16 protein-coding genes are annotated in these 23082 nt (G+C 52.8%); 6 read left to right on the forward strand and 10 right to left on the reverse strand.

Annotation, left to right across the window (positions count from 1 at the left end):
• Window positions 1-55 precede the first annotated feature (55 nt).
• Window positions 56-910, forward strand: a complete 855-nt coding sequence (locus tag JMI88_RS23395; RefSeq protein ID WP_201364385.1) for a TrmH family RNA methyltransferase — start codon at window positions 56-58, stop codon at window positions 908-910.
• Between the two features lie 71 nt (window positions 911-981).
• Here the strand turns inward: JMI88_RS23395 and JMI88_RS23400 are convergent, their stop codons facing one another.
• Window positions 982-3198, reverse strand: coding sequence for a methyl-accepting chemotaxis protein (locus tag JMI88_RS23400; RefSeq protein WP_201364386.1), 2217 nt, complete (start codon window positions 3196-3198; stop codon window positions 982-984).
• 279 nt (window positions 3199-3477) lie between these two features.
• Between JMI88_RS23400 and JMI88_RS23405 the strand changes: the two genes are divergently transcribed.
• The gene (locus tag JMI88_RS23405) at window positions 3478-5085 is read left to right on the forward strand and encodes an acetyl-CoA carboxylase biotin carboxylase subunit (protein ID WP_236023025.1); all 1608 of its coding nucleotides are present in this window, start codon (window positions 3478-3480) and stop codon (window positions 5083-5085) included.
• Between the two features lie 271 nt (window positions 5086-5356).
• Here the strand turns inward: JMI88_RS23405 and lepB are convergent, their stop codons facing one another.
• The 4 genes from lepB to JMI88_RS23425 all read right to left on the reverse strand — a co-directional run bounded on the left by lepB (window position 5357) and on the right by JMI88_RS23425 (window position 10181).
• On the reverse strand, window positions 5357-5938 hold the full coding sequence (gene lepB / locus JMI88_RS23410; RefSeq protein ID WP_201364387.1) for a signal peptidase I: 582 nt from the start codon (window positions 5936-5938) through the stop codon (window positions 5357-5359).
• A 116-nt stretch (window positions 5939-6054) separates the two neighbouring features.
• Window positions 6055-6939: a PHP domain-containing protein gene (locus JMI88_RS23415; protein ID WP_201364388.1), complete on the reverse strand. Its 885-nt coding sequence runs from the start codon at window positions 6937-6939 to the stop codon at window positions 6055-6057.
• 17 nt (window positions 6940-6956) lie between these two features.
• A complete protein-coding gene (gene rny, locus JMI88_RS23420) occupies window positions 6957-8516 on the reverse strand; it encodes a ribonuclease Y (RefSeq protein WP_201364389.1) in 1560 nt (519 codons plus the stop codon).
• 399 nt (window positions 8517-8915) lie between these two features.
• Window positions 8916-10181: a hypothetical protein gene (locus tag JMI88_RS23425; RefSeq protein ID WP_201364390.1), complete on the reverse strand. Its 1266-nt coding sequence runs from the start codon at window positions 10179-10181 to the stop codon at window positions 8916-8918.
• A gap of 111 nt (window positions 10182-10292) precedes the next feature.
• On the opposite strand from JMI88_RS23425, the gene JMI88_RS23430 reads away from it, so the two are divergent.
• The gene (locus JMI88_RS23430; protein ID WP_201364391.1) at window positions 10293-10754 is read left to right on the forward strand and encodes an NUDIX domain-containing protein; all 462 of its coding nucleotides are present in this window, start codon (window positions 10293-10295) and stop codon (window positions 10752-10754) included.
• A gap of 112 nt (window positions 10755-10866) precedes the next feature.
• On the opposite strand, the gene JMI88_RS23435 is transcribed toward JMI88_RS23430, so the two are convergent.
• Window positions 10867-11643, reverse strand: coding sequence for an enoyl-CoA hydratase-related protein (locus tag JMI88_RS23435; RefSeq protein ID WP_201364392.1), 777 nt, complete (start codon window positions 11641-11643; stop codon window positions 10867-10869).
• Window positions 11644-11834: 191 nt separating this feature from the next.
• On the opposite strand from JMI88_RS23435, the gene JMI88_RS23440 reads away from it, so the two are divergent.
• Window positions 11835-12743, forward strand: a complete 909-nt coding sequence (locus JMI88_RS23440; protein WP_201364393.1) for an ATP-grasp domain-containing protein — start codon at window positions 11835-11837, stop codon at window positions 12741-12743.
• A gap of 37 nt (window positions 12744-12780) precedes the next feature.
• On the opposite strand, the gene JMI88_RS23445 is transcribed toward JMI88_RS23440, so the two are convergent.
• The 3 genes from JMI88_RS23445 to JMI88_RS23455 all read right to left on the reverse strand — a co-directional run bounded on the left by JMI88_RS23445 (window position 12781) and on the right by JMI88_RS23455 (window position 16561).
• On the reverse strand, window positions 12781-14178 hold the full coding sequence (locus tag JMI88_RS23445) for a M20/M25/M40 family metallo-hydrolase (RefSeq protein ID WP_201364394.1): 1398 nt from the start codon (window positions 14176-14178) through the stop codon (window positions 12781-12783).
• A gap of 174 nt (window positions 14179-14352) precedes the next feature.
• Complete coding sequence (locus JMI88_RS23450; protein WP_201364395.1) at window positions 14353-15717, reverse strand: dipeptidase; 1365 nt, start codon at window positions 15715-15717, stop codon at window positions 14353-14355.
• A gap of 88 nt (window positions 15718-15805) precedes the next feature.
• A complete protein-coding gene (locus tag JMI88_RS23455) occupies window positions 15806-16561 on the reverse strand; it encodes a hypothetical protein (RefSeq protein WP_201364396.1) in 756 nt (251 codons plus the stop codon).
• Between the two features lie 614 nt (window positions 16562-17175).
• On the opposite strand from JMI88_RS23455, the gene mutL reads away from it, so the two are divergent.
• Window positions 17176-19365 carry a DNA mismatch repair endonuclease MutL gene (gene mutL / locus JMI88_RS23460; protein ID WP_201364397.1) on the forward strand — a complete coding sequence of 730 codons (2190 nt, stop codon included), beginning with the start codon at window positions 17176-17178 and terminating at the stop codon, window positions 19363-19365.
• Window positions 19366-19370: 5 nt separating this feature from the next.
• Complete coding sequence (gene priA, locus JMI88_RS23465; protein WP_201364398.1) at window positions 19371-21992, forward strand: primosomal protein N'; 2622 nt, start codon at window positions 19371-19373, stop codon at window positions 21990-21992.
• A gap of 9 nt (window positions 21993-22001) precedes the next feature.
• On the opposite strand, the gene JMI88_RS23470 is transcribed toward priA, so the two are convergent.
• Window positions 22002-22946 carry an alpha/beta fold hydrolase gene (locus JMI88_RS23470; protein ID WP_201364399.1) on the reverse strand — a complete coding sequence of 315 codons (945 nt, stop codon included), beginning with the start codon at window positions 22944-22946 and terminating at the stop codon, window positions 22002-22004.
• Window positions 22947-23082: the final 136 nt, after the last annotated feature.

The following is a 23082-nucleotide window of genomic DNA, read 5'->3' on the forward strand; positions in this document are numbered from 1 at the left end:
GAGGGACCCGCCTGTCAGTAGTGATATGGCGGGTCCTTTGTTATTTGAGGATGTTATGACTCTCATTACCAGTCCATCTAATCCACGCATTAGTAAGCTCCAGACCCTGCATACGGCGCGTGGCCGCAAGAAAAATGGCTTGTTCCTGCTTGAGGGTCCCCATTTGCTCGAGGCGTTGTTGAATGCTCAGCTGTGGCCGCATGAGGTATATTATCAACCCGCGCTCCTGCGACGCACCTCCGAAGGCGCGGCCCTGCTTGAGCGTCTGTTCCACACCCCGGAGCTTTCGGCCTCACAATTGATTGAGGTTAGCGAGCGCGTCATTGAGGCGTTAGGTGAAGCCCAAACCTCGCAAGGCGTGGTCAGCGTTTTAGCGTTGGATGCGCTTAATCCTTCCATTATTCAGCAACGCCGGCGCCCGGCCTCACGTCCCTGTCTTTTGATTTTGGATGATGTCGCGGACCCTGGCAACATGGGTACCATACTGAGGACCGCGCTGGCCGCGAATGTTGAGCGTGTCTTGTTGACACCCCATTGCGTCGATTACTACAGTCCCAAGGTTGTGCGCTCGGCAGCTGGCGCCCACGTGGCGCTTCCGGTTGAGGTCAATATGAGCTGGGAAGCCATCGCGGAGCGCGTAGCCGATCACTGTGGTGGACAGCCTCGCGTCCTATTAGCTGAGGCTAGTAGCGACCAGATGTATTATATGCAGGACCTGGTTAACCCATTTGCCTTGATAGTTGGCAACGAGGCGCATGGACCCGGCCAGCAGGCCCATGCACTGGCGACGCTGGCAATCAGCATACCGCTGGCCAACGACGTCGAATCCTTGAATGTCGCGATGGCCACCGGCATCATTTTATATGAGGCGGTACGCCAGCAAGCTGTACAGCGCCAGCCGGGCCTGTAAAGACAGGAGAGTCGGGATAAAACAATCTGTATTTGTGTTTTATCCCGGCTCTCTTTAAGCAGCATGGATCCCTACCAGTCGGTGCCGCTGTTGTTGGTGGGCTTATTGCTTTGCCACTCTTCAGATTGTGGAAGGCGGTCCCAGCCCTGTCCAGAGGTTGACTTTTCGCGGGCACCGGGCAGCGCACAACGATAGTCATCGGACGAATCGGGCGGCGCAAAATAGATACCTGAGATGGAGGTACCTCGCTGAGCATTATGTGGGACCGGGCGCAGAGTGGCGCTGACCGTTCGAAAGACGCCACTGATAGTGAGAGGATGTTCTGGCTCCTCCTCCTCTTCCCAATCCGTGGTTGTACTTGTGGTTGGGATCTGATAGTCTTGCCCCTCGCGTAGCGTAAAGGCCTCCACAGAGGTCCGTAGCTGGCGTACCTGGCGTGCCAGTCGCTCGACATGTTGTGACGCATCCCTGGTATTGACGCTGCTCTGCTGAGTGGTTTCAGCCACATTCTGCATAATGTGTACCACCGTGTTGGAGGATTGGAGCTGTTGCGCGACCATCTGATTGATCATCTCGATCTCTTTTGCCTGATGTTCGATGGCTGTGAAAATGGATTGCAGGGCGATGCCTGTTTCCTGGGTCAGGTGGGCGCCGCTGGTGGTCTCTTTCTCGGTATCTTGCATCGACACCGCCAGGGTACCTATCTCTTCCCGGATACTGCGCACAATGCGAGTGATTAAGTGGGCCTGATCTTTCGTACGTTCAGCCAGGCGGCGAATATCGGCGGCGACGGCTCCAAAGCCTTTACCGTTCTCACCGGCCATGGCGGATTGTATAGCGGCGTCCAGGGCCAGTCGATTGGTCTGGTGAGCAATGCTAGAGATGACTTCAATGATCTCATCAATCTCACGCGAGTGATCGCCTAAGGTATGAACCTTGCTGGCGGTGATCTGGACGTTGTTATTAATGCGTCCCATGCCCTCCATCACCTGAACGATTGCTTCGCGCCCCAGTTGAGTATCCTGGCGGGCGATGTTTGCCACATCAAACAGGACCCGTGATCGGTCGGCTACATTGCGACTGGATGCCGCCATCTGCTCAACTTCAGAGCTGGCGCGGGCGATCTGTTGGAGCTGGCTGTTATCCGTTTCGACCAGTTGTGTCATACAATTCAGGATCTTCGAGGTTGAGCTGGCAACCTCGCCTGCCACCGACTTGACGCGTACCACCAGGCTGCCCAGGGCCTCAATCATATAGTTAAACGAGTCTGCCAGAATACCCAGTTCGCTATCATCGACCTCGGCCTGGACACACAAATTGCCGTCTCCAATGCTGCTGACCTCGCTGATCAGTTTCTCGACGCGACTTTGCAGTTTATCGCGCTGCTCTTCCGCCTCCTGGATGAGATGCACGATATTGTCGAGCATCGTATTCATAGAGGTTGCTACCAGATAAATTTCATCGCGGGTCGTGATAGTGGCCCGTGCCCTGGTATCACCTTTAGCGATTCTGCGTGTCAAGAGTGCCAGTTGATGCAGTGGAATCGTGATTGAACGATAAGCCACATAGCCGATGGCGGTAATTAATATAATCGTGCCAAAGAACGCGATCAGGGTCAGGAAAATGATCTGTTGAGCCTGAGTAGTGCGAGTAGTGACCATGCGAAGACTGATTTTTTCCGCGATACTGGTAATCTCATCCCATTGACTTTCTAACGGCATGTAGTCAAGATTGGCTTTGGTGATCAGGTCGCGTACGGTGGTTGCGGGCATCTTCTGATTTATAGCATTCAGTATCCTTGCCTCGTCTGCCTGATAGTTGGGCCAGAGCGTATGCAACACCCGGTTCAGATCCTTTTGCTGCTGTATGGGGAGCGCTGGATCTACATGGTTATACTTCAGTATATTTTGTGTGGGCCACATCCTGGATGAAGTCAGCAATTCATAATTTTTTTGATAGCGGTGAGCCTCGCTATCAAAAAGCTTGCTAGTTTGCTGAATCAACTGAATATTGTTTGTTACCTGAGCTTTATCTGCCTGTTGATGGCTCTGATATTGCTCTAAGTACGTGGTGATTAACAATGCATTGAGATTGGGGAGATACGTGCCTGCCGTGGTGGCAGACTTGAATGCACTTATATTTGTGCGAATGATTTGACTACGTTCAGTCTGACCCTCATAAAACGTCAAACCCAGCACCGAAATAATAATGCCGGGTATGACTGCAGTAAGCAAAAACGCCAGCAAGAGACGACGGGCGATTTGCATTTTTGTTATAAATTTAAGCATTGGTACTTCGGCTCCTCCTCAGACACCAAAAAACCCCTCAACATATTCGCACGAAGCAATATCTGCTGATACCATCCATGATGAGTAAATAAGAGTCATGAATGAAATGGCAGCCAAGATTCAGTGTACTCGTCATTTTTTTTTGACAAAATTTCCGCTTTTTTCTAGCCTTTTATTCCCATTCCGGCTGTGAGGGTGAAGACGTGCTATACTTTTGGCAGAAGAATGTATGTATATATCTTTAGTGTCCTGTCTGTATGAAGTCGAAGGAGCCTTCTTTTGGAGAAAGTTGCTATTTCCCACTGGCCATTTCAGAAAGTATTGATCGCCAATCGCGGCGAGATCGCTCTGCGTGTGATTCGGGCGTGCCGCGATCTGGGCTTGCGAAGCGTGGCCGTTTATAGTGATGCGGATCGCAATGCCTTGCATGTGCGTATGGCCGATGAGGCATACCATATTGGCCCGGCAGTGGCGGCGCAGAGCTATTTGAATATTCCTAAATTAATTGAAGTCGCACGGCGATCCGGCGCCCAGGCGGTCCATCCCGGCTATGGTTTTCTGGCCGAGAACGCTGATTTTGTGGATGCATGCCAGGCGGCGGGGTTGATTTTTATTGGACCTTCGGCGGCCGCACAGCGCTCGATGGGTGAAAAGACAGCGGCGCGGCGCACGGCTCAGGTGGCGGGCGTGCCGATTGTGCCTGGTGCTATGACTGATGTAGCTGATGATCAGGAGATCATGAGCAAAGCTGAGGAGCTGGGCTATCCTGTGCTGCTCAAGGCTGCCGCGGGTGGTGGCGGTAAAGGTATCCGCCTGGTGCGCGAGTCTCGCGATCTACTGTCCGCCTTCCGTACGGCCCGAAGTGAGGCGCAGAGCGCCTTCGGCAATAGCCGTGTCTATATCGAGAAAGCTATCACGCCCGCTCGGCACATCGAGGTCCAGTTTATTGCTGACACGCATGGAAACGTGGTGCACCTGGGTGAGCGCGAGTGTAGCATCCAGCGGCGTCACCAGAAATTGATTGAGGAGTCGCCATCACCGATTATGGATGAAGCCTTGCGGGCACGCATGACCGAGGCCACCCTGAATCTGGTGCGCTCCATTGAGTACGTTAACGCCGGTACCGCCGAGTTTCTGGTTGGACCAGATCGCAACTTTTATTTCCTGGAGGTCAACGCACGTATCCAGGTGGAACATCCCGTGACCGAATGGTGTACCAGCGTCGACCTGGTGCAGGAACAATTGCGTGTGGCGGCGGGCCTGCCGCTCTCTTTCTCGCAGGCGGATATTACGCTACGCGGGGCAGCGATCGAATGCCGTATCTCGGCTGAAGATCCTGCGAACCGTTTCTTACCTGCAACTGGTACTGTGCTGGGACTGCAGGAGCCTTCGGGTCCTGGAGTGCGCGTAGATAGCAGTTTATATGCAGGCCTGCAGGTGCCGCTATTTTATGATCCTTTGCTGGCGAAGCTGATTGTATGGGGGCGCGATCGCGAGCAGGCTATCACGCGTCTGCGCCGGGCCCTGGATGAATATACCATCGTGGGGGTGCGTACGACGCTACCATTTGCGCGCTGGCTGATGGATCAGCCGCGCTTTATCAGCGCCGACTTCTCCACCGATTTTATCGCTGAAGAATGGGAGGGACGGCAGAAGGTGGCTGATCTGCGCCTGCAGCCCGAAGCAGCATTCGCAGATGGGCAGAACGGCTCTAAGCCTCATAGTGAGGAACTCTCACTGGAACAACTGGCGGCCCTGGTTGGAGGCTTGATGGCCCAGGAACATCTAGAGCAAGAGCAGGCGCGTCGCCAGCCTGTTGCTCAGAATGCAGCAGCGACCAGTCGCTGGAGCGATGTCGCCCGGCGCGATGGCCTACGCCGCATTTAGCCTTCCTTACGCTTTTGCTCCTTCAGAGCTCATACAGGAATATCCCTGTTAATGCGAAAATGCAGGGAAAGGGTTTGATTGCCATGGCCATCGTGATGGGATGGCCCACCAGCCTGGGGTGCTGACGCTCCCACTCTTTTTTATGTAAGTGGTGTTGCATGGCGTGCGCACAGCGCACGCCATGCAACACCACTTACATAAAACTTTGAGCGCCGCAGGCGCGTAGCGTCAGGGGCCGAAGGCACAAAAAGCATAGTTTTTAAACAGTTTGCTAACGCACATGGGCAAAAACATCGCTCATATTGGGCAGCAAGCCAAAATTATCAACATCAAATGGCCAGTAGACCACAACCGCTTTTCCGATAATATTCTGGCGCGGCACCATACCCCAGGCCCGCGAATCCGAACTATTTCCCCGGTTGTCGCCCATGACAAAGTATTGGTTAGCTCCTACCACCCGCTGATTGATGGTCGGATAAGGATTGTATGGATCATCTTTGTTCACATAGCGCTCGTGCAGGGTGGTGCCGTCTACGATTACCGTATTTTTCTGGATGCTGATGCGGTCGCCGGGCGTGGCGATGATGCGTTTGATATAGTTTTCTTGAGGGTTGCGTGGATATTGGAAGACGATAATGTCACCACGCGCGGGTTCCTGTAAAAGATAAGCAGCTTTATTTACGAGGATATATTCTTGATCGTGGAGGGTGGGCTCCATACTGTGACCATCAATATGGAAATTTTGCAAGGTGATGCGGATAATCAGGAGCATTAAAAGCACCAGTGTGATCGTCTCCAGGATTTGTCGCGCCCACAAACGTATGAGTGTAGCGCGCGCTTCTCGACCCATCATACACACCTCTATGAGTATAAATGTTGTCCGGGTCCTCTCTCTACCAAACAAAAAGAGAGAACGAATACAATTGTAACATATCCTTAACAAACAGTTGTATTCGCCCTTCTTACAGTTTATTTCTCTTCTACGGGTTCGGGTAGCTCAAAAGCTGGCGGGGTCGTATCCTGGCGTTTGGCTGCCAGCGCTTTCAAGCGCTCAACCGCTTCGGGCGGCACAAAGCGTCCACCAAGAGGAGTCGGATGAATGCCCGGTCCATGAAAATCGGTTCCGCCGGTAGGAATCAGATTGTAGCGCCTGGCCAGCGAGAGCAGGGCCTGCTCATCCTCATGCGTATAAGGACCGTAGTAGGTTTCCAGTCCCACCATGCCAGCTTTTTGCAGGCCGGGTAACCACTGCTGCAACTGATCCAATCCTGGCAGTTCGATGGGATGGGCCAGGACCGCCAGGCCGTTGGCGCTGTTGATCAGTCGCACAGCCTCTTCAGGTGTTAGCTTGTAGCGCGGAACATAGGCAGGACAGCCTTTGCCGATATATTTATCAAAAGCTTCAGGGATGGACTGTACGTAGCCAGCTTCCATTAGCGCTTTGGCCACATGGGGACGGCCAACGGCACCCTGGGCCAGTTCGCGTACACGTTCCCAGGAAACGTTGATTCCCTGTTCGTTGAGTAGTTCGACCATGCGCTGACCACGACGTATGCGCGCATCGCGCAATACTTTCAAGGTTGCTTGAAATTCTGGACGCTGATATTCCAGATAATAGCCCAGCACATGGATCTCGCCACGATCCACATCAGAGTTAAGCTCGATGCCCGGAATAAAATCGATACCCAATCTCCGGGCCGCCTCGGTGGCCTCAGCAATGCCTTCGGTACTATCATGGTCAGTCAACGCCAGCACTTTTAAGCCTACCTGCTGCGCCTGCTGTAAGAGGTCCGTTGGACTGTAGAGACCATCGGATGCGGTCGAATGGGTATGCAGATCAATTGTATTCGCCATATATGCTTATTTCCTGTCTATCTTGCATAATCGACGGAGCGCGTTTCACGCACCACACACACCTTGATTTGACCTGGATAATCCAGGTCCTCTTCGATCTTGTGCGCGATATCGCCAGCCAGGCGTATGGCGGCGTATTCATCGATCTCTTCGGGTTTGACGATAATGCGCACTTCACGTCCAGCCTGGATAGCAAACGATTTCTCTACGCCCGTGAAAGAATTGGCGATATGCTCAAGCGCTTCCAGGCGTTTGATATAGAGATCGATCGTCTCCCGTCTCGCTCCTGGCCGGGCTGCCGAAATCGCATCGGCTGCCTGTACAATCGCGGCCTCTAACGTCTGGGGCTCAGTTTCAGTGGCGTGATGGGCTACCATGGCATGTATGATCCTGGGCGACTTGCCAAAGCGACGGGCGATTTCACCGCCGATAATAGCGTGCGGACCCTCGACCTCCTGATCGATAGCTTTTCCCATGTCGTGTAGTAAGGCTGCAACTTTACAGACATTGACGTCTGCCCCTAACTCGTGGGCGATGGTGGCAGCAAGGATTGACACCTCCACCGAATGCGCGAGTACATTTTGACCATAACTGGTGCGGAAGTGCAGGCGACCCAGAATCTTGAGCAGCTCTGGCTGCAGCCCATGCACATTGGCTTCCAGGGCCGCATTCTCACCCGCTTCACGGACGATCATATCTACTTCCTGGCGCGCTTTCGCCACCACATCTTCAATACGGGCAGGATGGATACGCCCATCCATGATTAACTTCGTCAATGCAACCCGGGCGATTTCTCGCCGCACGGGATCAAAGCCGGATAGAATGACCGCTTCGGGCGTATCGTCGATGATCAGGTCGACTCCAGTGGCCGCTTCCAGGGCACGGATATTGCGTCCTTCGCGACCAATGATACGACCTTTCATTTCATCGTTAGGAAGCGGCACCACCGAGACCACAGCTTCCGCGACCTGGTCGGAAGCGCAGCGCTGAATAGCGAGCGTGATAATCTCGCGGGCCTTAGACTCAGCCTCTTCGCGTGCCTGCTCCTCAATGAGGCGGACACGTTGATAAGCCTCTGTACGGACCTTCTGTTCTATGCGATTGAGTAACAGTTCCTGCGCCTGTTCCTCTGTTAATTTAGCGATACGTTCCAGTTCTGCGGTTTGTTGGCGCTTCGTCTCCTCAAGCTCTTCACGGATTTGATCGAGCGTGCGCTCTTTGACTCCCATCTTGCGCTCTCGCTGCTCCAGTGTATCCAGCTTACGCTCCATATTTTCTTCTTTTTGTTGGATGCGCCGCTCCTGGCGTTGGATTTCTGTGCGCCGCTCCGCATTTTCACGCTCGATCGCGGTGCGTATACGCGCCGTCTCATCACGTGCTTCCCTGAGGGCAATACTCTGTTGTTCTTGCACAGTGAGGAGACGCTGTTCGCTCGCTTCCCTGAGGGCGCGCAACTTCTCTTCATAGGAAGCTTTATTGCGCGAAGATCCCAGTGAAAAGCCCACCCATAGTGCGATGATGGCTCCGCCTAAAACCACAATAAGAACAAGAACGGCCCAGACGAAAATATTTGACACGTCGGCCTACCTCCAATGATAAAGACGATCAGGCCTATAAAGGCTCGAAAATGACTATTTGATGCAATTTATATGTTTTTTAGCTGTGAGCAATAGGCAAAATGCACTATGTGCCAAGCATACTATATAAGAGTGTTAACTATACGTCAATAAGAAGACTTGGATGAACTGCAAAAATGTATGTCAGAAGTATCTTGCTATTCGAGCTGTTAAGCGTCAGCTCACAAAGTCCCTCCCCAACTTTTTGCAAATATGTCTACCCTTTATTTTGTCATGAAATGCGCTCTATTGCTATAGGTAAAAATTATTTTATATTTCAATGTTTATGTACCTTTGTTTTCTTGTGCTGATGTAATGATAAATCATCTTGTTCATGGCGGTCCCCATCGGTGCTCCAGACTACATGGCCCAGAGCACCTTAAACATTTGAAAGACCAGGAAGGCCAGTAACGGTGTAGCAAAGAGTAGATAGGCCTGATGGACCCAGGGGTATCGCCCCAGGCGAGCCAGTACAAGGAAACCAGGTACACATAGCAGGGCTGTGTATTGTATGGCCGGTAACGGATCATACTGGTTGAAGGGCAGGCCAGGCTGATTGGGAACTAGCAATGCATAGATGATTACCAGTATCCCGAAGACCTGTAGCGGCCATAGCCCTCGCGCCAATCGCTCACGGCCCACAAAGCTCATGACCAGTAACGCTACCATTCCAAGTAGAAGTAGCAACTCGAAAAGCGAGTGGGCAGCGGCAAATGTATACAGTGAGCCACTAAAAAGCGCACGAATAGCAGTACTGAGGCCTCCCGTAAACCCTGGCTTTGGCGCGTCTGCTTGCGGATGCAAGAAAATGAGCGCATCATGGAAGGGTTTTTTGAGGGCATAGCTGTATATGAGCAGTCCAATCGGAATCAAAAGAGCCGCGCTCAACGGTAGCAATGAACGGAGCCGTGCGCCCCGTCCTTGTTCTGATTGGCGCAATTGTGGAAGCTGTTGCCGAAAGAACTCACATAGAAAAATGATAAACAGGCAAATTCCCAGCAAATCGGTCAGGGCAGCCAGTCCTCCAATGCAACCTGCTAACCACCAGGAACGCTGACGTAGCAGATAGAGGCAGAGCAGCGTGAAAAAGAGTAAGAGCGCGCTATTATAGGCCGCAAAGAAAAACAAGGCTGTCGGGAAAATAGCCAGGTAGAGCATACAGCGTCTGGCCATGCTGGCATCGAATTCAGGTTCCACCAACAGATAGAGAACGGTGAGTGCGCCGAAAAAAGCCAGGTTTGAAATGATCATGCTGGCCAGCAAAATATCCATATGTAAGAGTGCGCTGAGAGCGTGTACAATAGTGGGATAGAGTGGAAAAAGCGCAGTATAGCTGGCATCAGTATATCCTTGAGTTGCGATGGCCAGATTGCGCGTTGCATCCCAGTGATACCAGCTATAGAGGATATTCCGGGGCGTGAAAGCAAAGGATGATGGACCCTGGATATTGAAAAGAATGCCGCCAAAGTAGGTGAGTACGAGCAGCAAGAGGCGCGTCACCAAAAACGCAGGCAGAGCTGCCAGAGCCGCCTTGCGCCAGAGAATCAATGCCGTTCGCCATGTATGTTGTAGACCCTCAGGTGCTACCGAGGTCGTCGTATCGTTTGTTGTTTCTTGTGCTTGCATACAAGAGTAAACTCCTATAGGATCGATTATTATCGGTTGTGTTTCGCAATTAATTATACGAGTATACAAGAAATAGCCACGGTTGTCATCTCAAAAATGAAGGAGTTGCAAATGAGCTCAACACATTTTTCCGCTCCATTACGGACCACACATGTGGTGACAAGCTTTCTTCAGCGGACAGATGGCCCGCACGTACGTATTCTGCTGGTTCAGCGCAGCCAGCGTGTAGGCAGCTATCATGCTCATTGGGCCGGCATCAGTGGTTTTGTGGAAGCCAATGTATCGCCGGACGAACAGGCGTACGTTGAGATCAGGGAAGAGACCGGTTTGCGGCGCGACCAGGTACGCATGTTGCGGCGAGGAACGGTGGTTGAGCATGTGGATGAAGAACTGGGTCGACATTTTTATGTTCATCCCTTTCTGTTTCATGTTCTCGCGCCTGAGCAAATTAAAACTGATTGGGAAGCGGTTGATATGCGCTGGATCGAACCAGATGAACTGGCTGGCTACGAGACAGTGCCTAAACTAAAGGAAGCATATGTTTCTGCTCTCCTGGGTGAAGATATCGCGTAAGCGGTGGATGGCTTGCCAGCCTGGGGTGCTGACGCTTCCCCTTTTTAAAATTATGTACGTTATGTTGCAATAAATGCGCTATGAGCATTTATTGCAACATAACGTACATAATTTATTTACCCTGGAAGTTAGCCTGGCGCTTCTCAATAAAGGCGCGCATTCCCTCGCGCATATCTTCAGTGGCAAAGAGCAAGAAAAAGTTTTTGCGCTCTATCTCCAGCCCTTCTTCCAGCGAGGTCTCAAACGCGCTTAATACCGCCTCTTTAGCTAGCCGAACCGCGATCGGTGCCTGGCTGGCTATTTTGTTGGCCAGCTTGCGGGCTTCATTCATCAACTCATCCTGGGGAACCACATGATTGACCAGGCCAAGACTCTCCAGCTCTTTAGCGTTGATGGGAGAGCCTGTGAGCACTATTTCCATGGTGCGGTACTTGCCCAATGTGCGCGCCAGACGCTGTGTGCCACCAGCCCCTGGAATGACGCCGATCAGAATCTCAGGTTGTCCAAAGCGAGCATTCTCAGACGCGATAATCATATCGCAGTGCATCGCTAGCTCACAGCCTCCACCCAGCGCATAGCCATTCACCGCCGCTATAAGTGGCGTATGAATCTTCCGGATGCGTGCCCAGGATTCAAAGCCCCCTAACATCATATCGATCGGCGATTTATTAGCCATCTCTTTAATGTCCGCGCCCGCGGCGAAGGCTTTCTCGCCTGCTCCGGTCAATATAATACAACCAATCGCTTCATCGCGATCGAATTCCTCCAGCGCATCTGCCAGCTCACTGACCAGTTGAAAGTTCAAGGCATTAAGCTCTTTGGGTCGATTAAGCGTAATAATGCCCACATGCTGCTCGCGCTCAACGAGGATTGAGGTGTATTCTGCCATGTCTTCCAAATCTCCTTACGTGTAAGGTTTCATATCTTTTATTTGTAAATATCTATGGCGTTGTAACAGGTTAGCTTTTGTAGTATATCACTCTGTGTTATGAAGAGAAACTTTACAATGGCCTGAAGTTAATTGATAATATATATGCTTGAACGAAGGATAGCGTTTTTTCATAGACTGAGAGATGCTATATGCGCATAATTTTTTGTGCTGATCCCTGGAATGTGCGTCAGCCTGAGCCGATGTATGCAACTGAGGTTAATGCTGTGGAGAAGCTAGATGTGCCATTTTCTTTGCTCAACTTTGAAGCTCTGGTGGAACAACACAATGAGGCCCGCGCGGTGCGCAGAATAGAGGCAGTGCCCGCGCCTGAACTGGCGATCTATCGCGGCTGGATGCTCAAACCGGAAGATTATGCTCAGTTATATGCCGCTCTTGCCGAGAAAAATCTCTTTTTAATCAATATGCCCCTGGCCTATACCCATTGCCATTATTTGCCAGAATCCTATGCTCTGATTCGTGATTTATCCCCCCGGACCGTCTGGTTACGTATTATAGACGGCCAGATCGATTTTGATGAAATCATGCAGTTATTGCAACCCTTTGGCTCTCAGCCGTTGATTGTCAAAGATTTTGTGAAGTCGCGTAAACACGAGTGGGCTGCTGCCTGCTATATTCCCGCGGCTTCGGATCGTGAGGCAGTAGAGTACGTGGTCATGAGTTTTGTGCGCTTGCAAGGGGAAGATTTAGCTGAAGGCCTGGTCTTTCGGGAATTCTTGCAGCTTGAGCCGCTTGGCAATCACTCAAAGAGCGGTATGCCCCTGACCAAAGAATACCGCCTGTTTTTCTGTGACGGCCAGCACCTTTTGACCATCCCTTACTGGGAAGAAGGGAGCTATGATGGTGAGCTCCCTCCTCTGGAACTGCTAGCACCCATTGCACGCCGTATTCAGAGCCGCTTCTTTACAATGGATGTGGCCAAGCAGGTGAACGGAACATGGTGCATCGTCGAGCTGGGCGATGGACAGGTAGCTGGCCTGCCCGAGCGCACCGATGTATCGGCCTTCTACCAGACATTAATCCACCTTGCCACCCCGTAGGCGCGTCCCTCACGTGAAGGCAACAATAAAGGTGATTTTATAGGTTCGGAGCTTGCCTCCGATTGTCGCCCAGGGCCATGAACATATAGCAGTTATAACGCACGGCGCGTTCGAGGTCCGCCAGTCGAATATGTTCATTGGGCGCGTGGGCTCCGCTGCCCCAATAACCAACGTTGCCGGGGGCGCTCAGGCCAGGCAGTCCCACATGGCGCTTCAGTGCATCTAGCAGCGGCAGCGAACCGCCTACGATCGGTGAGATGCTGGCCGGTTTATTGGCAAAAGCTTCGGCGATGCGTTGAATCTTCTGCACAAACGGATCATCTATGGGCGTAACCACCGGGGCCGCTGCCCCCAGCACACTCAGGTTGATATCATCATAACCCTGCTCATGCAGATAACCTCGCAGCAGCGCCAGGATCTCGTGTGGATCTTGATCGGGGACCAGCCTGAAATCAATTTTGGCCATAGCTCTGGCTGGCAGTACTGTCTTGACTCCTTCGCCAGTGTAGCCGCTATTGAGGCCTGCGATATTGCAGGTGGGCGCAAATGCCGCGCGCTCACGCAGGGCTACACCGCTCAGCCCATCCACAAACTGTTCTATCTGATGAGCCGCCTTTAATTGCTCATCTTTATTTTCCTGCTGCATCAGGGCCGCCAGTTGAGCTTCGGTGGGAGACTTGACCGCTGCGTAAAAGCCAGGAATGCGCACTTGTCCGGCGGGTGTGCGCAAGCTGGCCAGGGCCTGGACTAACCTCCAGGCGGCACTGGGCAGAATCGGGGCTTTGCCTGAATGGGCATCGATACCCACGCCCTGTACGTCCAACTGCACATAGAGCAGACCCTTGGTTCCGAGGTTCAGCGAAGGATGTCCTTCATCAGTGAACCCTGCTCCTTCCCAGAGACAGCCATCCGCTTGCAGTAGTTCAGTATATTTTTCGGCGATCTCTTCAAAATGGGGGCTGCCAATCTCTTCTTCACCTTCGATGATCCAGCGCAAAGTAATGGGCAGTTCGCCGTAGGTGGCGCGCAACGCTCGAATCGCCGCCAGGCGGGCCGCGATCTCACCTTTATTATCGACGGCACCGCGCGCGAAAAACTTCTCTTCGCGCACAGTTGGCTCAAATGGAGGACTATGCCAGAGGTCCAGTGGTTCTGCGGGCTGAACATCATAGTGGTTGTAGAGGAGCAAGGTGTATGGACCGCTTCCTCGCAGTTCACCATAGACGGCGGGCGGCGCCTTAGAGGTATAGTAGAGGCGTTGAGTTTGAAATCCACTCTCACTGAGCAGACGCTCAGTGAGTTCGGTCATGGCTTCAATACCATAGTTCTGGGCCGCAATACTGGGTTGCTGGCAAAGCTGTGTAAGCAGATCGATGGCTTCATCTGCATGAGCAGCCAGGTACGTGGTTGGAAGTTCAGGAGTGGAGGGCATCATGCGCCTTTCTTTCTTGTCGTAGGTGCGCCCCTTGCGGGCGCTTGCTTGCTACCTGCTTGAAAAACAAACAATATGGATTGATATGTATCGGATCAAACCGCTCCAAATCACCTTCCTGGTGCTTTTTCGAGCGGGAAGGATAAAAGCGCCCGCAAGGGGCGCACCTACATGGTCTTATGCCATTTTTTGCAAAAAGCTCGCAACCGTGCGAATTCCATTAAAGAATTGCTGTAGCGAGTATTTTTCGTTGGGGGCATGCAGATTGTCGTCGGGGAGTCCAAAGCCCATCAGGACGACCGGGACATTAAGTACTTCGTCAAAGAGGGCGGCGATCGGCACGGAGCCTCCTTCGCGCAAGTAGACTGGTGTGGTGTGATAGACCTCTTCCAGGGCCGCTGAGGCAGCCTGCATCACACTTGATTCAGGCGAAACCAGCACACCTTCTCCACCGTGCAGGTTGACGACTTCGACGCTGACACCAGACGGCGCAACATCTCTGACGGCCTGCTCGAAGAGGTTGAAGATCTCTTTAGATTTGAGATCCGGGGGCAGGCGCAGGCTGATTTTGGCCTTAGCCACGGCGGGAATAACGGTCTTGGCGCCTTCGCCCGTAAAGCCACCGATAATGCCATGGACTTCCAATGTTGGGCGTGCACTGACGCGCTCTAATGGTGGATATTCGAGCTCGCCCGAGAGCTGTGAGACACCCATTTCATGCAGAAAGGCCTCATCCATATGCAGTGGGTCCTGCTCCCAGAAGGTTTTCTCTTCATGCGACGGTTTGCGCAGATGGTCATAGAGGCCGGGAATATGAATATGTCCATCGGCATCTTTTAGACGACTGATAATAATAGCCAGCGCGTGGAGGGGATTGGGAGCTACGCCGCCGTAAGTGCCTGAGTGCAGATCTTGTTTGGCACCCTGCACAATCACTTCGGTATAGATAATGCCGCGTAGACCTGTAATTAAGGCGGGCACCCTGGGCGAGGGCATATGGGTATCGCAGATAAAAGCGGCGTCGCAGCCCAGACGCTCAGGATAGGTCTTGATATAGTGTTCGATGGATTCGCCACCAGCCTCTTCTTCGCCTTCGATCAGCACCTTAACGTTGATGGGAAGAGTGCCATTAACGCTGAACAATGTCTCTAACGCTTTAAAGACAAGCATTACCTGTCCTTTGTCGTCAGCAGCCCCGCGACCATAGATGTTGCCGTTACGAATGGTGGGATCGAAGGGAGCGCTATCCCATAGTTCGATTGGATCGACCGGCTGAACATCATAATGGCCATAGATAAGTAATGTTGGCTTGTTGCTGGCCTGCAGCCATTCTCCATAGACAAGGGGATGTCCTTTGGTCTGAATGAGCTCTGCATGTTCGATGCCGAGGCGTTTTAATTGCTCAACTGCGTATTCCGCAGCGCGCTGCACATCGCTTGTATGTTCTGGTAGTGTACTGATGCTAGGAATACGTAGCCAGGCTTTCAGATCCTCTAAAAACTGACCCTCATGCTCCTGGATATACGTTTCAATCTGATTCATAAGCCCTGCCTTTCATATATGCTTCTTCTGTGCTATGGTAGCAGGGCAGGTGTGGATTGTCCAGTGTAGATGCTTAATGTAAATATCATCAATATTCATTTTCAGGCGCCGTCATGGCCAGGAACTCGGTTTCGAATTGTTGCCAGGTGCGTAATTCCGCCAGGTGGGCGTCGATCTGCTGTTTTTGCTTCATCCCATCCAGCAAGAGCGCTGCGACGCGTTGCTTGAAGGTGCCCAGGTACTTTCTTTGTTCATCAGGTGCAGGCATAAAATGCAGATAAATGCGATGCGCCTCATAGAATTCGCTGCTATGAAAGACAACGCCCAGCAGATCTGCATAGCGCTGGGCCAATGTATGGCGTGCCGCCGTAAAGAAGTCGGGTTGCAAGCTTGAAATTGTCAGGCAGCCAGCGACATGACTGGAACGCTGAATAGGATATGCTGCGGCACTGACATTATGTAAACCTGTCGTGCCATTGACTGTGTAAACAGGTTGCTCAGGCTCGTAGGGATGGATAGCTACTACTTTGTGCATGATTACTGCCTGTCCGGCCAGCGATTCCACCCCCTGCAAGACAGCTTGCGATTCCAGGTTATTTTTCCAGGGGAATGAACCCTGTCCATAGCACTCCAGCAGGCTATATACTTTGCCATCGGCTTGCGGTGGCATGCAGCGCACGATGCGTAGCGCCATACCCTGGCGTTGGGGGTCCATGTGCGTTAGCGCCTGTTGAATGATCAAACTTGAAAGCGTCCAAAAGCGAATGCTCTCGGGAACAGTACTGCTGCCATTGAGCACATTGGTGTAGAACGCTGATGGAATTTCTACATCTTCACCCCTCATAACCCATCTATTCCTTCTGGCTTGCCAACTACGATACTTACGTTTCTCTGCTCAAAACCACACGTAATACCAAGCATAATTAGCCATGTTATTATAGTCAATTAAGAAGATATTAGTTTTATTTAATAAGAGTGTGCTTGAAGCCCATCACCATGGGAAGTCAGGCGCCCCTTACAGGCACGCGGCCGCACTTTTTTTATTCAGACAACGGTGCAAAAAAGCACGCCGAGCGTGCTTTTTTGCACCGTTGTCTGAATAAATTTTTTGAGCGCCGAAGGCGCGTAGCGTCAGGGGCCGAAGGCGCGAACCTTCTGGCTTTCAGACATGTTCTAATATTGATATGCATATAGTCATATATGAATGACTATTCTATGTGCTGTGAAAAAGTTGATTAAGTATATTATACATGTCTTTAGCTTTCTTATATCTATTTTCTGCCTGAAAGATGTAGTTTGTGATGTTTTTGTGAGGTTGTTGTGAAGAATTCAAAAAGTCCCGGTTATCTGTAAGGAATAGCTTAGCGGTGTTATCTCTGTGCTATAATGCCATATGAACACTCGTTCTTATCTATTTTTGTGGAGAAACATCATCCGCCTGATTTGTGGAGTTTATATATGCCCATACGACAACTGGCACCTGATGTGGCGGCCAAAATTGCTGCCGGAGAAGTAGTAGAGCGGCCAGCTTCGGTTGTAAAGGAACTGATTGAAAATAGCATTGATGCTGGTGCGACACAGATTCGTGTTGATTTGACGCATGGTGGCCTGCAACTGATTCGCATCACTGATAATGGGAGTGGCATCCCGGCAGAGGAGTTGCCCCTGGCCTTAGCACGCCATGCTACCAGTAAAGTATCTAATATTGATGACCTGGAACATATCAGCTCGCTTGGTTTTCGCGGTGAGGCCCTGGCCAGTATCGCCGCCGTTGCTGAGGTGGCTTTGATGAGTCGTCCGCGCGGAGCAGAGCAAGGCGCGCAAATTAGTGCCCAGAGCGGGCAAATTTCGGATGTGACGGCTGCGGCATCGCCTGAAGGCACGACGATTACGGTGCGCAACCTATTTAGCGCGGTTCCGGCCCGCCTGAAGTTTATTAAGAGCCGCAATACCGAGATTAGCCATTGTCATCATTTATTGGAGCAATATGCGCTCGCCTATCCAGAGATACGTTTCAGTGTGTTCAGCGAGGGGCGACAGATCTTTGCGACGCCGGGCGATGGGCAACTGGCGAGCGTGCTGGTGGAGGTATACGGACTACAAATTGCTGAGCAGATGATCCAGGTGCAGGGTGATGAGCAACCAGAGGATACAGCCTATCCTGTAATTACTGGCTATACCAGTCGTCCCACCGCTTATAAGAGTAATCGCCAGCATATCTCCTTCTTTGTCAATCGGCGCTGGGTTCTCAGTCGTATGTTGACCTCGGCGGTAGAGGGTGCGTACCATTCTCTACTCTTGACGGGCCGCCATCCTATCGCGGTGATCAACATTCAGATCGATCCCTCTGTGTTAGATGTCAATGTGCATCCAGCTAAGACCGAGATTCGCTTTTTGAAAGAGCGCCGCGTCTATGCTGCAATCTTGCGCGCGGTGCGCGCGGCCTTATTGGAAGAGCCAGAGATGCCTCACTGGGACCCTAAACAAGAAGAGTTGGCGCCGCAGCGCTCTTTTGAAGCGCGCACGATACAGCAAGAGCGCGAGGCTGTCGAGTCGCTGGCTCTGGATATCGATGAGGAGACCGGAGAGGTCTATGAATCCGGTGGTGGTCAGCAGCCAGCCCCTATTCCAACCGCGGCCTCCCGGCGCCAGCTTCCGGCGGATAATCCCTGGATAACGGTAACGGAAGAAGAGAGCGGATCCAGACCTCCGCTGCTGGGGCGGCTCTGGCAGAGTCATATTCCTTCTCCCGAGCGTTCAACTACCGAGGCAGGCAGTCGGTCAGCGGCACGCAAACCCGCGGCCGCTGAAGAGCGGCCGGACGCCGCCACGATTGAGCCTGTCCCGCAGGATAATGTGGCGGAGGCCGCAGATGCCGCCGCTCCAGCGTTATCGCCCATTGAGCAGTTGTGGTTGCAGCGCAATGGCACACAGGCGGAGGCCGTTAATACGCCCGCTCTCGAGCCGGTGCAGCCTGCGCCGCTACCTCAGCAGGTGTCGAGGCTGGCCGCTTCGACGTCTCCTATGGAGTCAGCTATTGATGTGGTGGATCCGCATGGTACCCGCCATTTTCCCAAGGTGCGTGTCGTAGGCCAGGTAGCACAAAGCTATATCGTAACCGAGGGCGAGGGTGGCATGTACCTGATCGATCAGCATGCCGCCCACGAGCGTATCCTGTTGGAGCGCATGGTTACCTCCTTGAAGGCGCGCACGCCTATCTCGCAGCTGTTGTTGACTCCGATCCAACTGGGGTTATCTCCCAATGAATTAGAGGCGATTGAGGACCATCAGGCACAGTTGGAGCAGATTGGTTTTAAGCTGGCCAGCGCCAGCGATGGTACCCTGGAGGTGCGCGCGGTCCCCGGCGTGCTGGTAAAGCAGATGAACGCGCGCTCCCTGCATGAATTATTGATTGAACTGAGCTCGGCAGAAAGCCTGGGCGATACAGAGACCTGGGAAGAGCGGGCCCTGGCCAATGTGGCCTGTAAAGCTGCTATCAAGGCGAACTACTTTTTGACCGTCAGTGAGATGCGTGAGATGCTTGAGCAATTGGAGCAGACCAAAGCGCCTTTTAGTTGCTGTCATGGTCGTCCCACGATGGTGCATTTTGGATTGAATGCCCTGGCTCGTGCATTTGAGAGGCGTTAGAACGTATGCTTGCTGATGTGTTAACATCGGCTGCCAGCTGGTTGGGTGAGCGCTCTTTGCTGACCTATGTGGTTCCCGAAGAGCTTAGCGAGGAGTTACGTGTAGGCCAGCTGGTTGCCGTGCCATATGGGGAGCGTCTGGTTGAAGGCATTGTCTGGACTACCAACCAGGATGAATGGGTGGAGCTTGAGCCGGGTGAGGAGCTACGCCCGATTCATACTATTCTGGATGCTGAACCTGCCTTGCAGGGACACCAGATGGCCCTGGCCCAGTGGATTGCTGATTACTATGTGACGCCGCTGGCGTATGTGGCGCAGATGATGCTTCCGCCTGGTTTGATGCAGCGTTCACGAGCGGTGTTGCGCCTGGCTGCTCATGATGAGCAAGCTATCGATGCGGCTCTGCAGGGTGGCTCTCTTCAATTGCGCGCTCTGATCGGCTTGCTGCTGACCGAAGGAACGATTGATGTCGAGCGGCTGAAAGCATTATTGGGGCCAAAACGGGCTAAGGCGGTCTTAAAAGAGGTGCGCGAGAGCGACCTCTTCTCGCAGGACTCTCAACTTGATACGCCACGCGCTAAGGCCCGGGTGAAGCGGGTGGTGCGCCTGGTGTCGCGCGGCGATGCGCTGCAGGAATGGCGCACCCGTACTGAGGAACTGGCCCGGCGTAATGCTCTACCAGTGCCCGTGCCCGTCATTCCCGACCATATCATGCAGCCAAAGTCATCGGGCAGGAAAGGACGCAAGGCGGTCGCTAATCCCTGGGCTATTCCTGAGGCGGTCAGCTCTACTGCTACCTTGACCCTGAGTCGTACCGACAAAGAGAGCCTTTGGGCCCAGCACCAGCTGGCGGCTGTGGATCTCCTTATGCATAATACCGATCCCAACGCCCACTGGTCTCCCAATGCCCTTTGCAAGGCCAGTGGTATGACGAAAGCCCAGTTCAATCAGCTGCTGAACGAACACATCCTGGCCATTGAAGAGACCGAACTGCGCCGCAATCCGCTGCAGGGTAGGAATACTCCAGCCAGCCAGCCGTTGCCGCTTACCCCCGATCAGCAGCATGCGCTGAATTGTATCGTTGGAGATGAGTACGATTTGCGGCCCATTCTTTTGCATGGCGTCACAGGTAGTGGTAAGACCGAGGTCTACCTGCAGGCGCTGGCGACTTTGATTGCTCAAGGTAAGCAGGGCATCATTCTGGTGCCCGAAATTGCCTTGACGACGCAGGCTGTACTGCGTGTGGCGGCGCGTTTCCCGGATCGCGTTGCGATCATCCATAGCGAGTTGAGTACAGGGGAGCGCTATGACGAGTGGCGGCGCATTCGCACGGGCGAGGTAGACGTGGTGATCGGTTCGCGCTCGGCCCTCTTTGCTCCCTTACCCAATCTGGGCATCATTATCCTGGATGAGGAGCATGAGCCAGCTTACAAGCAGGCTGAGCGCCGACCTACCTATCATGCCCGTAACGTGGCTTTGATGCTGGGGAATATCCTGGATATCCCGGTGGTGATGGGTAGCGCTACGCCAGCTATTGAGTCATTCTATCTGGCGGAACAGGAGCACTATCGCCTGGTTGAGTTGCCCGGTCGCATTAATGCTACTCTACCCCCCGTCGAGGTAGTGGACCTGCGCAACGAGCTGCATGCGGGCAATACCAGTATTATCAGCCGCCGTTTGCAGGAGGGACTGGCCCGGGTGCTGGAGAACAAGCAGCAGGCTATCTTGTTCCTGAATCGCCGTGGAGCCGCTAGCTGTGTGCTCTGTCGCGATTGCGGCTATACTGTCATGTGCGAGTACTGCGATATTCCCATGACCTATCACTCGACCGAGCGTATTTTACTGTGCCACTACTGTGGACTGCAGAGCAAGGTGCTGCAGTTTTGTCCCCAGTGTAAGAGTTCTGGTATTCGTTATTTTGGCCTGGGCACCGAAAAGATACAGGAGACGATTCAGCGACTCTTTCCGCAGGCGCGACTGTTGCGCTGGGATCGCGATACGGCGCGCAATCGGCGAGCGCATGAGCAGCTACTGGATCGTTTTGCCAATCGGGAAGCTGATATTTTGATAGGAACACAGATGATTGCCAAGGGATTGGATCTGCCAGGCGTGACACTGGTGGGAGTGGTATCGGCGGATATTGCGCTGGGGCTGCCTGACTATTCAACGACCGAGCGTGCCTTTACGCTGTTGACCCAGGTCGCGGGCCGCGCAGGACGCGGCGCCGAAGCCGGCCAGGTGATTATACAGACCTTTAATCCACAACACTTCTGCGTTGAGACGGCTTCTCACCATGATTATCATGAATTTTATCGAGTCGAGATCGAGGCACGCTACCGCTATCAATATCCACCCTTCCGCCGTTTTGTGAAATTTACTTATAGTCATGAGAATCGCCAGCGTTGTCAGAACGAGGCCCTGCTGCTTTATGATCGCTTGCAGCAATGGATTACGCGCCTGGGTTTAGTAGAAACGGATGTTGTGGGGCCGGCACCGGCCATGATGGAACGTGTGCGGGGCAAGTATCACTGGCAAATGATTGTGCGTGGGCCTGATCTGCATCGACTCCTGCGCGTCATCGAGGCCCCGCAATGGGAGATCGACATTGATCCCGTGAGTACTCTGTAACGAAGCGTGTCAGCGACTGGCCTGCGCATCGATTGTGCGTCGGAGAAATTCCTCCAGGGCCGGCATGACGATATTGGCATGCGTATAGAAGGCCATATGGCTACCATTGGGGATCACCAGCAACTGCGCCTGAGGGGCCTGGCTGGCCAGCAATTCCGCGTCTGCAAACAGCACTTCGTCATCGCTGGTGCCGTGTACAACAAACGTTGGAACATTGATGTTCTTTAATGGATAGCGTGTGATGCGCTCAAACTGCTCCATGTCATTGTCGTAGCCGCGCTTCCTCTGGTTATAGAGCAAAGCTGTACGTACCAGGTCAATTGCTGCGGCACCCGCTGGTTGGAGACCGGCGAAGGGCAGAATAAAGTAGATCACTGGATCAAAGGCGACAATTTTACTATAGATCTGCCTGAATATACGCTTGAGTGGTGAATAGCTCTGCCAGATTTCTTGCTCCGAATAGTGTTGCGTTACTCCACTAATCATCACCAGGCTATTGCAACGCTCCGGATGGCGTAGCGCGAACTGGATCGCTGAGGGTCCACCACCGGAGATACCCAGCACACTGACCCGCTCGATATTGAGCTTCTCTAGCAGGGCCGCATACAGGTCCGCTTGCTCTTCGGGCGAAGGCGCTGATTCCAGCGGTGTTCGCAGATAGCCCGGACGCGAGATGGCCAGGTAAGAGAAACGCGGCCGGCCAAACAGTCTGGCAAACGCCTGTCCCATGTCATAGCCACCCGGTGAACCATGCACGATCAGTATAACCGGTCCTGTACCACTCAAGCTATATTCAATTGGCCCCAGCCTGGTATCGATCAGTGTACTACCGGCGGCCAGACGGCTGATCTCTTTTTGGCGCCAACTATGATATGTCATCGTATAACATATCGTACTGGCCGCTACCGCTGCTCCAGCGAGTAGCCAGCGCTTTCCTTGCATTTGTTTTCCCATTTAATCGCCTCAACAAAAGTTACTGCTTGCTATAGGTCAACAATACCTGAGAAACGTCAAGATTTTGTATAGATTCATTAAAAATTTCGCAAGGTTTTTACTGTTTATTTTTTGCAAACTTTGTATAGGCTGGGGG

This window comes from Dictyobacter formicarum, from assembly GCF_016587435.1.